General features: G+C 40.9%; 13 protein-coding genes. 7 read left to right on the plus strand and 6 right to left on the minus strand.

Annotated features, from left to right (window positions below):
- Nucleotides 1-6 precede the first annotated feature (6 nt).
- The 4 genes from AN392_RS14235 (at nt 7) to AN392_RS14250 (ending at nt 5,157) form a co-directional block, all read left to right on the plus strand.
- On the plus strand, nt 7-2,295 hold the full coding sequence (locus tag AN392_RS14235) for a penicillin acylase family protein (RefSeq protein ID WP_055013088.1): 2,289 nt from the start codon (nt 7-9) through the stop codon (nt 2,293-2,295).
- Nucleotides 2,296-2,370: 75 nt separating this feature from the next.
- Nucleotides 2,371-3,219, plus strand: coding sequence for an MBL fold metallo-hydrolase (locus AN392_RS14240; protein ID WP_055013089.1), 849 nt, complete (start codon nt 2,371-2,373; stop codon nt 3,217-3,219).
- Between the two features lie 88 nt (nt 3,220-3,307).
- Nucleotides 3,308-4,840, plus strand: coding sequence for a bifunctional GNAT family N-acetyltransferase/carbon-nitrogen hydrolase family protein (locus AN392_RS14245; protein ID WP_010392609.1), 1,533 nt, complete (start codon nt 3,308-3,310; stop codon nt 4,838-4,840).
- A complete protein-coding gene (locus AN392_RS14250; protein ID WP_010392612.1) occupies nt 4,840-5,157 on the plus strand; it encodes a multidrug efflux SMR transporter in 318 nt (105 codons plus the stop codon). The genes AN392_RS14245 and AN392_RS14250 overlap by 1 nt, the downstream gene beginning before the upstream one ends.
- 38 nt (nt 5,158-5,195) lie before the next feature.
- Here the strand turns inward: AN392_RS14250 and AN392_RS14255 are convergent, their stop codons facing one another.
- On the minus strand, nt 5,196-6,077 hold the full coding sequence (locus tag AN392_RS14255) for a DMT family transporter (protein ID WP_082360151.1): 882 nt from the start codon (nt 6,075-6,077) through the stop codon (nt 5,196-5,198).
- 242 nt (nt 6,078-6,319) lie between these two features.
- Here AN392_RS14255 and AN392_RS14260 point away from each other — a divergent pair, with 242 nt between their 5' ends.
- Nucleotides 6,320-6,703, plus strand: coding sequence for an MAPEG family protein (locus tag AN392_RS14260; RefSeq protein ID WP_054202884.1), 384 nt, complete (start codon nt 6,320-6,322; stop codon nt 6,701-6,703).
- Nucleotides 6,704-6,777: 74 nt separating this feature from the next.
- Here AN392_RS14260 and AN392_RS14265 read toward each other — a convergent pair whose 3' ends face one another.
- From AN392_RS14265 to AN392_RS14275, 3 genes are all read right to left on the minus strand, one after another.
- Nucleotides 6,778-7,989: a TonB family protein gene (locus AN392_RS14265; protein WP_055013090.1), complete on the minus strand. Its 1,212-nt coding sequence runs from the start codon at nt 7,987-7,989 to the stop codon at nt 6,778-6,780.
- A gap of 9 nt (nt 7,990-7,998) precedes the next feature.
- Entirely contained in the window at nt 7,999-8,373 is a 375-nt protein-coding gene (locus AN392_RS14270) for a BlaI/MecI/CopY family transcriptional regulator (RefSeq protein ID WP_054202882.1), read from the minus strand.
- Nucleotides 8,374-8,484: 111 nt separating this feature from the next.
- Nucleotides 8,485-9,174, minus strand: coding sequence for a pseudouridine synthase (locus tag AN392_RS14275; RefSeq protein ID WP_010392624.1), 690 nt, complete (start codon nt 9,172-9,174; stop codon nt 8,485-8,487).
- A gap of 91 nt (nt 9,175-9,265) precedes the next feature.
- Between AN392_RS14275 and AN392_RS14280 the strand changes: the two genes are divergently transcribed.
- Nucleotides 9,266-9,571, plus strand: a complete 306-nt coding sequence (locus AN392_RS14280; protein ID WP_055013091.1) for a DUF6482 family protein — start codon at nt 9,266-9,268, stop codon at nt 9,569-9,571.
- Nucleotides 9,572-9,611: 40 nt separating this feature from the next.
- Nucleotides 9,612-10,031, plus strand: a complete 420-nt coding sequence (locus tag AN392_RS14285; RefSeq protein WP_055013092.1) for an N-acetyltransferase — start codon at nt 9,612-9,614, stop codon at nt 10,029-10,031.
- Nucleotides 10,032-10,045: 14 nt separating this feature from the next.
- On the opposite strand, the gene AN392_RS14290 is transcribed toward AN392_RS14285, so the two are convergent.
- The gene (locus AN392_RS14290) at nt 10,046-10,405 is read right to left on the minus strand and encodes a HopJ type III effector protein (protein ID WP_010392629.1); all 360 of its coding nucleotides are present in this window, start codon (nt 10,403-10,405) and stop codon (nt 10,046-10,048) included.
- A gap of 74 nt (nt 10,406-10,479) precedes the next feature.
- A complete protein-coding gene (locus AN392_RS14295; protein ID WP_055013093.1) occupies nt 10,480-11,184 on the minus strand; it encodes an HAD-IA family hydrolase in 705 nt (234 codons plus the stop codon).
- Nucleotides 11,185-11,190 lie beyond the last annotated feature (6 nt).

The following is an 11,190-nucleotide window of genomic DNA, read 5'->3' on the forward strand; positions in this document are numbered from 1 at the left end:
ATATTTATGTTTAAAGTAATCAAGCGGTTGCTATTGGTTGTTGTGGTTTTAGCGCTTGGGGGGACCGCCATTGTATACGGCGTGTTGACTCTAAGTTTACCTACCCTTGATGGTAAAGGCCGAAGCGATGCGGTAACGCAGCCAGTTAAAGTTGCTCGAGATACGCTTGGCCAAGCTGTTATTACTGCAGCTACTCGCTATGATGCTGCTTATGGCTTGGGTTATGCCCACGGGCAAGATCGCTTTTTTCAAATGGATTTACTTAGACGTAATGCCGCAGGTGAGCTCAGTGAGCTATTTGGTAAAGCCGCGCTCGCTCTTGATAAAAAAATGCGCTTTCATCAATTACGCAAACGCAGCCAAGCGATTTTAAAAACTCTCCCTGAAGCCGATAAGCAACTACTAAAAAGCTATGCACAAGGGGTAAACGAAGGACTTGCGCAAGTAGGGTACCCAAGTTTTGAATACCTACTTACAGGGGCTGAGCAACAACCATGGCAAAGCGAAGATAGTCTGTTAGTTATTTTTAGCATGTATTTAGATTTACAAACTGCCACCTTTAAGCGCGACCAAGCTTTAATTCAAATACAACAGCAATATGGCGTAAAAATGGTTGAATTTTTAACCCAACCAAGCCAATACCAAGCAGCATTAGATGGCAGTGTTTTAGCACCTTATACCCAAACTATACCCCAGTTACCAACGCAGCCATTAGCGGCGATTAAAAGCATTACTGCTAATTTAGAAGTAGGCAGTAATAACTGGGCAGTGACCGCAGATTTAACTAATACTCAAGCTGCGATGCTTTCAGATGATATGCACTTATCAATGGCGGTGCCGGTTATTTGGTATCGAGCGCAGCTTAATTACACTCATAACAATCAAGCTTATCAGGTAACCGGTGTTTCGTTACCAGGAGCACCTGCCATTGTGGTTGGCAGTAATAATAAAATTGCATGGGGATTTACTAATGGCTATATAGATACAGCCGACTGGGTTGCACTAACGGATAGCAGTAAAACATGGCAAGTAAATGAAGTAATTACCTTGGATAATGGCAACGATGAAATCTATCCCTTAACGCTAAGTGAGTATGGCCCTGTTAAATACATTAACAATCAGCCTTATGCCTTAAGTTGGGCTGCGCATCAGCCGTATGCCGTTGATATGCAATTGTTACAGCTTGAGCAGGCTGAAACAGTGGATGATGCCCTTAATATTGCAAGTAACGTGGGTATTCCGGTACAAAACTTAATGGTGGTAGATAGTCAAGGCAGTGCAGCTTGGAAACACATGGGCGGTATTCCTGCGCGAACAGCACCTAGTGAATTTGCCATTAATGAAAATGAATATTCAGCAACTTGGCAGCAAAATGAAGTTATTCGCCCGTTTGTTAAAAACCCTGAGAGTGGGCGCCTATGGACAGGGAATTCGCGAGTGGTCTCTGCTGAGGATAATGCACGTTTTGGTAATGGCGGCTATGCCCTAGGTGCTCGTGCGACGCAAATACGCGATCGGTTGTTTGAAAAACAGCAGTTTAACGAAGGTGACTTTTATCAATTACAGTTAGACAATCAAGCGCGCTTTTTAACTCCTTGGCATGGCTTATTACTTGAGCAGTTAAAACAGCAGCCAGAACACTATGCAAATTATATCAATGCACTAGATAATTGGCAGCAATGCGCCTGCCCAACCTCTGTTGGTTATACATTAGTAAAAACGTATCGTGATGAGCTAATAAATATTTTGTTTAGTAGTATCGAAGCGAGCCTCAATCAGCAGGATGGTACATTGAGTTATGTAAAACGCGATTTAGAGCCCGCTGTTTGGCAATTAATAAAAGCGCAGCCAACAAGTTGGGTTAACCCGCAGTTTGCTAATTGGGAGCAGCAATTACAGGCAGCTTTTGAGCAAACACTCGCGCAGTTAACAGCAAAGTTTGGTAATAACATGCAAAATTGGCAATGGGGTAAAGTAAACGAATTAGCGATTGAACACCCATTTGCTAAACAAATACCTCTATTGAGTAAGCTACTAAATATGCCTACCGCTCCAGGGTTTGGTGATAGCTATATGCCTGCCGTACAAAAAACCAGTTTTGGCGCATCGCAGCGATTTATTGCCCAACCTGGACATTTAGAAAGTGCCATTTTAACAGTGCCTGGAGGGCAATCAGGGCACCCGCTTTCTGAGTTTTATCGAGCCGGTTTTGATGAGTATGTAGAAGGAAAGCACACCCCATTGTTACCGCAAACATTCATGCATCAAATTGAAATAGTGCCTATCAACGACTAGCTTTGGATGCAGAGTGAGCTAAATAAGTTGCTATCACGTTTTATAACCATGATTATTAATTATAGGGTTACAACAATGAAAAAATTACTACCGGCATTAATAACGACTTTACTACTAGGCAACTACGCGGCGGCGGATGACAACCCAGTTACAGCTAAGCAACTGAGCGAGCATGTATACGTCCTGTACGGACAAGGTGGCAACATTGCAGCCAGCGTAGGGGATGATGGCATATATATCATTGATGATCAGTTTGCCAAACTCTCAGACGATATTAAAAAAACCATTAGCGACTTAAAGCCAGGCAGTGCAGAGTTTGTAATTAACACTCATCATCATGGCGATCACACCGGTGGTAACGAAAACTTTGCTAAAGCCGGAGCCCATGTTATTGCCCACAATAATGTACATAAACGCCTAAAAGAAAAACATGGCGAAGGGTCGGATTACCTACCACGAATTAGTTTTGGTGATGATTTAACACTGCACTTTAATAATGAGCAAGCGCATATTGTGCATTATCAACATGCCCATACCGATGGCGATGCGGTGATTTTTTTCAATAATGATAATATTGTGCACATGGGCGATATTTACTTTAACTTTGGCAGCCTACCGTTTGTTGATGTAGACAGTGGGGGTAGCGTTGATGGTGTTTTAGCGGCGGTTGATGATGTGATTAATCAGATTGATGATAAAACCCAAGTTATTCCTGGTCATGGCCCGCTAAGTGACCGTTCAGGACTGATCACGTATCGTAAGCTGGTGCAAAAAGCGAAAGATGTTATGCTAAAAGCAATGCAAAATGACGCCAGTTTAGAGCAGGTACTTAAAGCAGATCCATTGTCAGAACTTGGCCTTGAATATGCTAATTGGTTACCTAAAGAGCGGGTAACCACACTTTTTTATCGCAGTTTAAAGTAGCGCAAAGCGCGAATAAAAACGCATAAACCTAATAAAGCTGAGCATGTGTTCAGCTTTTTTGATTCTTACATGCCCCAAGGAGTTGCGTATGTCGGCAGAAAAAACCCATCTTGAAATTTGTAACTTAACCCGAGAACAATACCCACAAATTAAAACCTTGATGGACGAAGCTTACCCCGACCTAGGCGGAGCATGGCCAAGCCATACTATTTTTAGACTCATCGATCAGTTCCCTGAAGGGCAAATCGGTATTGTGGATGACGGCGTGCTGGTGGGTTTAGCGCTGAGTGTACAGGTAGATTATGCGCGTTTTTCAAACCCGCATACCTATGAAGATATTGCCGATGGCCACGACCGTGTATTTAGCGATACCACAGGAGATGCTTTATACGGCTTGGATGTTGCCATTAGTGAGCAATACCGAGGCATGCGTTTAGGGCGCCGCTTATATGATGCGCGAAAAGAATTGTGTCGCCAGTATAACTTACGCGCTATTTTAGCGGGTGGGCGTATTCCGCGTTATTACAATCACAGCAGTGAAATGACCCCGATGGAATACATTGCTAAGGTCGATCAAAAAGAGCTGTATGACCCCATACTCAGTTTTCAATTAGCCAATGACTTTCAGGTTAAACGATTATTAAAAAAATACTTACCTGAAGATCAGGAGTCGGTCGGTTATGCCACATTACTTGAGTGGAATAACATTATGTATGAGCCAACCGACACCGTTATTGAGTCAACTAAATCAATCGTGCGCGTAGGAGCTGTGCAATGGCAAATGCGCTGTGTTGAATCGGTTGAAGAAATGCTTAAGCAAGTTGAATACTTTGTTGATACGGTATCTGATTACAAAAGCGATTTTATTTTATTCCCTGAGTTTTTTAATGCGCCATTGATGGGATTAACTGAACAAAGTAACCAAACCGAGGCAATTCGGTATTTAGCCGAATACACTGAGACCTTTAAAAACGCCATGTCGCGTATGGCGATAGAATACAACGCCAACATTATTACCGGCTCAATGCCGCTTGCCGAAGACGATAAAATATATAACGTTAGTTATTTATGCCATCGCAGCGGTAAAATAGACGAGCAACGTAAAATTCATATTACCCCGCATGAACAAAACGATTGGGTGATCCAAGGCGGTGATAAAATTGCTGTATTCGATACAGATGCAGGCCGTGTAGGTATTCAAATTTGTTATGATGTCGAATTTCCTGAGTTGTCACGTATTTTGGCCACCCAAGGTTTGGATATTTTATTTGTGCCATTTTGGACTGACACTAAAAATAGTTACTTGCGTGTACGCCATTGTGCCCAAGCACGTGCCATTGAAAACGAATGTTATGTGGTTATTGCAGGCTCTGTGGGTAACTTACCTGAAGTAGAAAGCTTAGATGTGCAGTTTTCACAGTCGGCGGTACTAACCCCATCGGACTTTTCATTTCCGCACGATGCCACACTAAATGAAGCCACCACCAATACAGAAATGTTATTATTTAGCGACTTAGATATGGATAAGTTAAAAATTCTTCACAGTGAAGGGACAGTGCGTAATTTAAAAGACCGCCGCCACGACTTGTATGAAGTAATATTGAAAAAGAGAGATATTTAATGGCGTGGATGTATTTAATTATTGCAGGGTTACTTGAGATTGGTTGGCCTATAGGGCTAAAAATTTCTCAAACCCCTGAGACTCGTTGGCAGGGCATCGCGATTGCCATTGCGTTTATGGTCGCGAGCGGCTTTATGTTGTGGCTAGCGCAAAAGCAAATATCTATGGGTACATCGTATGCGGTATGGACGGGTATTGGTGCCGCTGGTACGTTTTTAGTGGGTATATTATTTTACGGTGATGCCGCCACGTTTGGTCGTATTGCTGGTGTGTTAATGATTATTTGCGGTGTGATCACCCTAAAAATTAGTCATTAGTTATTAAAAAACAAGCGCAGGTTGATACCTGCGCTTGTTTAGCTGCTCGGCAGCATTACCAATATCGCAGCCACTGCAATCAATAATAGCCCAGCGCTGTCTTGGCGTTTTAGCGGTTGTTTTAACCATAAAACAGCAATTAACATCGTAAAAAATACTTCTATCTGGCCGAGCGTTTTTACATAGGCAACATGTTGCAAGCTCATTGCGCTAAACCAACCTATTGATCCCAAGCAACTAAATATACTCACCGTACAAGTCATGCCCTTATGCTGAAACATAGTTTTAAATGTATCGCGTTCCTTTAAGGCAATATAAATACACAGCATTAGTGTTTGTAAACTAATAACAAGCAATAAAACCCATGCAGGCGCATATGGAAAAGCTATACCTGAGCTTAAACTGGCTTCTCTGATCCATGACGATGACAACGCAAAGGCGGTACCGCAGGCAAGTCCTGTTAATGCTGTTTTTAAGCTAAAGTGTTTCACATTGGCGATACCACTTAATAGCAATACCGCAATTGCACCAATAAACACGCCAAACCAACCAAGCAATGAAAGCGTTGAGCCAAAAAACAGCAACCCGAGTATGGCCGCCATAAGCGCTTCACTTTTAGCTAGCCCAGCGCCTACAGCAAAATTATTCATTTTAAATAATTTAACCATGAGTCCCGTGGCAATAATTTGCACTATGCTGGCACCAATAATGTAGCTAATAAATAAAGGGTTGAATGAAGGAAAGGGAGCATCTTGGTAATAATAAAGCGCATATAAATACAGCCCAGCAATAGGGCTTGCCACAATAAAGCGGGCTAATGTAACGCCAGCAATGCTCACATGAGTGCTTAATTTACTTTGCAGAGCATTGCGCCATGACTGCATAAATGCAGCAAAAATAGTCAGTAAAATCCAAATCATCTTAAACAACATACAATAAGCGGAGGAGTAATTTAGCAGTACTGTGACATGAAAGCGACCATCAAAAAGGCATAATGAATATTCATCACCTGCGACAATTTGCCACAGTGACGCACTGCTTAAATCGGCTATAGTGTCTGGGATGTTACTGCTAGCCGCCAGAACTCAGGTTATTTATATTTGGCGGCTTTTTTCTATTTGCTGTGTTATTTTGAGTTATAAAAAATAACTTGAGAATGATAATGACAACTTTATTAGTTTGCGCCTTAATGGCAGTGACTATGCCTTATGTTGCAAGAATCCCAGCTATTATAGAAATGAATAAGCTCGGTGGTTACGATAATAAACATCCGCGGCAACAACAAACACAACTTACAGGACTCGGAGCACGGGCGCTGGCTGCTCATCAAAACTGTTTTGAATCGTTAGCGGTTTTTGCCGTTGCTTTGGCTGCTGTATTAGGCACAAACAATGTTAATGCCGTAACCGAAACTTTAGCGATGACGCATATTGTAGCGCGTATTTTATTTTGTACTTTTTATTATTTAAACCTCGATATTATTCGCTCGATCACTTGGCTGGTAGGCATGGGAACCGCTATTGGCATGATCGCCGTCAGTTTATAACGAGAATAAGCAAAAACCACAAAGCAAGCAGCCTAAAAGGGTGCTTGCTTTATAGTCTTAAACACTTATTCCCATTAATGCGATATGTTAACTCGCTCTATTAAATCACTTTTTGTAACTGTACTGTTGAGTGCAAAATCAAGTTGTATTAGTACGTTTTGTTGTCCCATTGATGAAGGTGTATATTGCCATTGCATCAGTGCTCTTTTTGCTTCTTTGTTAAAGACTGCTTCTGGTTCAGCTTTTACAACAGTAATGTTAGCTGTTTTGCCTGCTGGGGTTATGTCGTATTTTAATACCACTGAACCGCTAATGCCTTGTTCCGCCGCTTGTTTTGGGTAAAGCGGTTCGATTCGCATTACGGGAGCGATAGATGTTTCTTTTTTAGCTGATGCTTCAGGTTGCTTTGCTACTGCTAAGCCACTGAGCAAGCTTGCTGCTATAAGTAACACGCTTCCTTTTGCTAGGCGCGAATGTGCGCCGTTATGTTTGATATTAGTAAGTCGTTGTAACATGGTTTTTTTATCTCCGTAGTGTGAATAAGCCATCAGACCCGCTGGCGCATTGGCAGCGCAGTTTACTAAGGCTTTGCTGTATAAAATTTGTTGCTGTGTGGTTTTATTACTTAGTACCCGTTCATCACAAGTTAGCTCCTGCAAACGTCTACAGCTTGCGTATGCCATCCAAGCTAAAGGGTTAAACCACATTAAAATTGTAGCCAGTAATAGCAGCGCATTTGTTAGGTTATCTTTGCGTTTTATATGCACATTTTCGTGCTCTAAAATAAGCGCCAATGTGGCTTTATCAAACAGAGTATTGTAGTTGTGTGGTAAAACTAGCTTGCTATTTAGTACCCCAATTACCATAGGTGTTGCCACTTGATGACTAGTAAAGTTTTTTACACCTGAGCTTATTTCTGCTTGTAAATTTGTTACTTCACAAAGCTGTAGGTTGCTTACAAATCGGCGGTGAATAATCCAAGTGGCGAATAAAAGCAGTGCCGTAATAACTACATAAAATAGCGCCCAGTTAATACTAATAGTGCTTATTAATGGTTGATTTGGAGTAATGATATAATGACTAATTGGACTGTTTTGTAATGGCCTAATTGCATTGGGTAAATTAGCGACAAGCAGCGAGGCTGGTATTAACCACACTAATTTATAAATAAGCTGCGAACCAATTGCTTTTAAGCCAAAGCGCTCAAGTAAAACAAATCCTGCAAACAACAGACTCAATAATAGTTGTTGCTCTATTAGCCAATTAAAGCTTGTTTGAATAACCATGAGAATCCCTTACTTTTGGTTTTTTTCCCAGTCATCTATGACTTTTTTAAGCTCGTTTATATCTTGTTGAGAGAGTTTTTCTGATTTTGCAAAACCACTTACCAACGGAGCTATGCGGCCACTAAAAAAACGCTCAATAAAGTTCTGGCTTTCTTTTTGGGTGTAATCAGCACGATTTATACAGGGGGTGTAAATATATTGGCGGCCTTCTTTTTCGAAGCTAAGCGCTCCTTTTTTAACTAATCGACCTAGTAAGGTTTTAATGGTTTTTTCGTGCCATTGTTTATCATCACTCAAGCGCTCAATAATTTGGCTGGCATTAGCGGGGTAGCTAATCCATAGCGCATCGAGTACTTCAAATTCTGCTTTTGATAATTCGATCATTTTATTGCCTACAAGTGTAATCTTTAATTTAAGACTACACTTGTAATCTATTTTTGCAAGTTTATTTTATATTTTTTAATCGCATTAAAGTGAGGGGGTAGCGTGAGCTTGTTAGCCTAAAATGTCGCTTTTATTAATTTTTATAAACTGGTTTTCGGGTAAATTTAAATGGTCTAACAGTAATTCACTTATTTGTACGCGGTATAAATCAATCACTTTGTAACCACAGTAATGCGCCATTTTACGAATTTGTCGATTTAGTCCTTGTTTTAAAATAATACTAAACTGATTGTCAGTGATTTTAGTCACCTCACACGGCAAAGTCATTTGCTTGTCGACAGGGACGCCTGCAGCCATTTCTTCGCAAAAATCCGCATCTAAAGGTTTATTGACGGTTACTAAATAGCGTTTAGGCTGATGAAAGTCAGGGTGGATCAGCTGGTTACAAAAATCCCCATCATTGGTTAAAATAAGCAATCCGCGTGAGTCTTTATCAAGGCGACCAATAGGGTATACCCGTGTTAGTTGTGGCAAGTGATGAATAAGGCTGCTTGGGTCGTGCTGATTGAGTTTACAATCAATTCCTACTGGTTTGTGATAAGCAAAGTAGACTAAATCGGCAGGGCCTTTAATGGCTTGGCCATTAACAATGACACTGTCGTTTTCGTCCACATGATCAATATGATTTGCGGGGCGATTATTAACCATGACCACACCTTCGTCAATCAAACGCGAGGCCTGCTTGCGTGAGCAAACACCGGCATGCGCTATGTACTTTGCGAGTCGAATTTTTGTATCCATGATAGCGCGTAATTAAAAAAATCTGATCGCGATTATAGCAAAGCTGCGTATTGATTACTTGGACAGTTAATTTAACAGTAGGTAGGTTAATATGGGTATTCAATTTTCAGAACTAAAAAAGCATCAGCCATTACAAAAAGTTGTGGTTCATTCACTGGAAATGGCCTTGTATCAAGTGTCTGTTGTCATTAATAATGTTGAATACTATGTACAAGAAAGCGATGGTGAATTTGTAAAGGCAGTCAGCCCATTACATATTCAAAAACGCTTTGAAGACATTGCCTACGCGAAAATGATGCTCAGGCATACCAGCGCTTATGATGAAATGTGTGGTCAACCGGAAAAAATTTCTAGCAATATGCTTGAAGTTCCCTTTGGACAAAATAACCTGTTTTAACATCAGGTATTTGCTAAAATAGGTCTATTTGGAATAGCCAATGTACCTATTGCAGGCAGAAAATACTGAGCAATTAAACCAAGCACTGCGTGTTAATATGCTTGAGTTTAATGCTCAACACTTCGACGCAGAGCGCCAAGCTCTCGGCTTTAAATATCTCGATAAACAGAATGAATTAGTTGCCGGCATAAGTGGCTATGTATTTGGCAATTGGCTGCTAATAAGTTGGTTGTGGTGTGCTGAATCGGCACGAGGCAATGGCTTGGCTGATTCGTTATTAACATCACTTGAAAATGCAGCAATTGAAATGGGTGCCGTTCAGGCTCAGCTTGACACCTTAGACTTTCAAGCCAAGCCTTTCTATGAAAAGCGTGGTTATCAGGTTAAATATCAATTAAATAATTATCCACTCAGCGGTACGCGCTACTTTATGGAAAAGCCGCTGGTAGCGGCTAAATAATGCTGATTTGAATATTACTCTTTTGTGGTTAAAGGCGTGCCATCAAAGCTAATGCCTAAAAACGGTGTTGCCTCGGGCGCTAACATAAACGTACGAATATTCATGTGATCATCGGCACTTGGGTTGTCTAGTACATCTTCACGGTAAAATTTACCAAAACAATCTAAGGTATTTTGTTTACTAAGACCGTTGAGCTTAGCAAATGCAAAAATTTTGCACGAACCGTTATTTTCACTCGCAGAACTTAATAACCCATGGTTACTGAAGCTGCATGCTGTAAAAGTATAGTGCTCATCAATAACGGCCATAGTATCAGCAAAGCTAATACTTTTTGGCTCATCTGCGAGCGTTGTTAAATAATCTGTGAGCGTCATACGCTGTCCTTGTTATTATAATATGTCGTTAATTAACTAACTCTAACTTATATTATTAGTAAAACAAGCATAGGTTATATTAAATGGGTTAACGCATGAATGTTGGTTATTTCAATATCAGCCAGCCCTTTGTAGGCATAAGTTTGTGCTTGATTATTCAGCCATACAGACTGACAGCCAGCGTTGTTAGCACCTTGCACATCGCTATCAAGGCTATCACCTATGTGCAAAATATCGCTGTTTTTGATACGTAAATGTGTTGCGGCTTGATCAAATAATGTTGTGTGTGGTTTGGCTTTACCATGCAAGCCTGCTTGTAACACCAGTTCAAACTTATCTTTTAAATTAAATCGCTCAACCTCGACATTACCGTTAGTAATGGCAATCAATTTGTAGTGTTGACTTAGTTTATCAAGCAATATTAGTACGTCTTCACTCACCGTAATATTGCTTCGCTCATCAGCAAATGCTTGATACGCCTTATTTGCATGATGCTCTATTTCATCACCTTTAAAACCTAATTCAGACAACACTAAGCGCAAGGTATGCTTACGCCATTGTGTGACGTCATCAATCAGCTCTGGCTGCTGTAGTGCTGCGAGTTCACGGCATTGCTGCCAAAACTGTGGTCCTTGTTTTTTGTAGCCTGGTAGCGCATTTAAATAATCAATTTGCGCCTGAACGGCTGCGGTTATAATAGGGCGGTTATCGTACAAGGTATCGTCTAAGTCAAAACTTAGCACAGAAAAAGGAGAAATTGCGCGATTAAATCGGATCATAGTTGC

It is taken from the genome of Pseudoalteromonas sp. P1-16-1b, assembly GCF_001401785.1.
GTDB classification, from domain to species: Bacteria; Pseudomonadota; Gammaproteobacteria; order Enterobacterales; family Alteromonadaceae; genus Pseudoalteromonas; species Pseudoalteromonas undina.

Excerpts from the sequence above, each read along its gene's own strand:
- AN392_RS14235 (WP_055013088.1), top strand. The coding sequence starts at position 7 with ATGTTTAAAGTAATCAAGCGGTTGCTATTGGTTGTTGTGGTTTTAGCG.
- AN392_RS14240 (WP_055013089.1), top strand. The coding sequence starts at position 2,371 with ATGAAAAAATTACTACCGGCATTAATAACGACTTTACTACTAGGCAAC.
- AN392_RS14245 (WP_010392609.1), top strand. The coding sequence starts at position 3,308 with ATGTCGGCAGAAAAAACCCATCTTGAAATTTGTAACTTAACCCGAGAA.
- AN392_RS14250 (WP_010392612.1), top strand. The coding sequence starts at position 4,840 with ATGGCGTGGATGTATTTAATTATTGCAGGGTTACTTGAGATTGGTTGG.
- AN392_RS14255 (WP_082360151.1), bottom strand. The coding sequence starts at position 6,077 with ATGATTTGGATTTTACTGACTATTTTTGCTGCATTTATGCAGTCATGG.
- AN392_RS14260 (WP_054202884.1), top strand. The coding sequence starts at position 6,320 with ATGACAACTTTATTAGTTTGCGCCTTAATGGCAGTGACTATGCCTTAT.
- AN392_RS14265 (WP_055013090.1), bottom strand. The coding sequence starts at position 7,989 with ATGGTTATTCAAACAAGCTTTAATTGGCTAATAGAGCAACAACTATTA.
- AN392_RS14270 (WP_054202882.1), bottom strand. The coding sequence starts at position 8,373 with ATGATCGAATTATCAAAAGCAGAATTTGAAGTACTCGATGCGCTATGG.
- AN392_RS14275 (WP_010392624.1), bottom strand. The coding sequence starts at position 9,174 with ATGGATACAAAAATTCGACTCGCAAAGTACATAGCGCATGCCGGTGTT.
- AN392_RS14280 (WP_055013091.1), top strand. The coding sequence starts at position 9,266 with ATGGGTATTCAATTTTCAGAACTAAAAAAGCATCAGCCATTACAAAAA.
- AN392_RS14285 (WP_055013092.1), top strand. The coding sequence starts at position 9,612 with ATGTACCTATTGCAGGCAGAAAATACTGAGCAATTAAACCAAGCACTG.
- AN392_RS14290 (WP_010392629.1), bottom strand. The coding sequence starts at position 10,405 with ATGACGCTCACAGATTATTTAACAACGCTCGCAGATGAGCCAAAAAGT.
- AN392_RS14295 (WP_055013093.1), bottom strand. The coding sequence starts at position 11,184 with ATGATCCGATTTAATCGCGCAATTTCTCCTTTTTCTGTGCTAAGTTTT.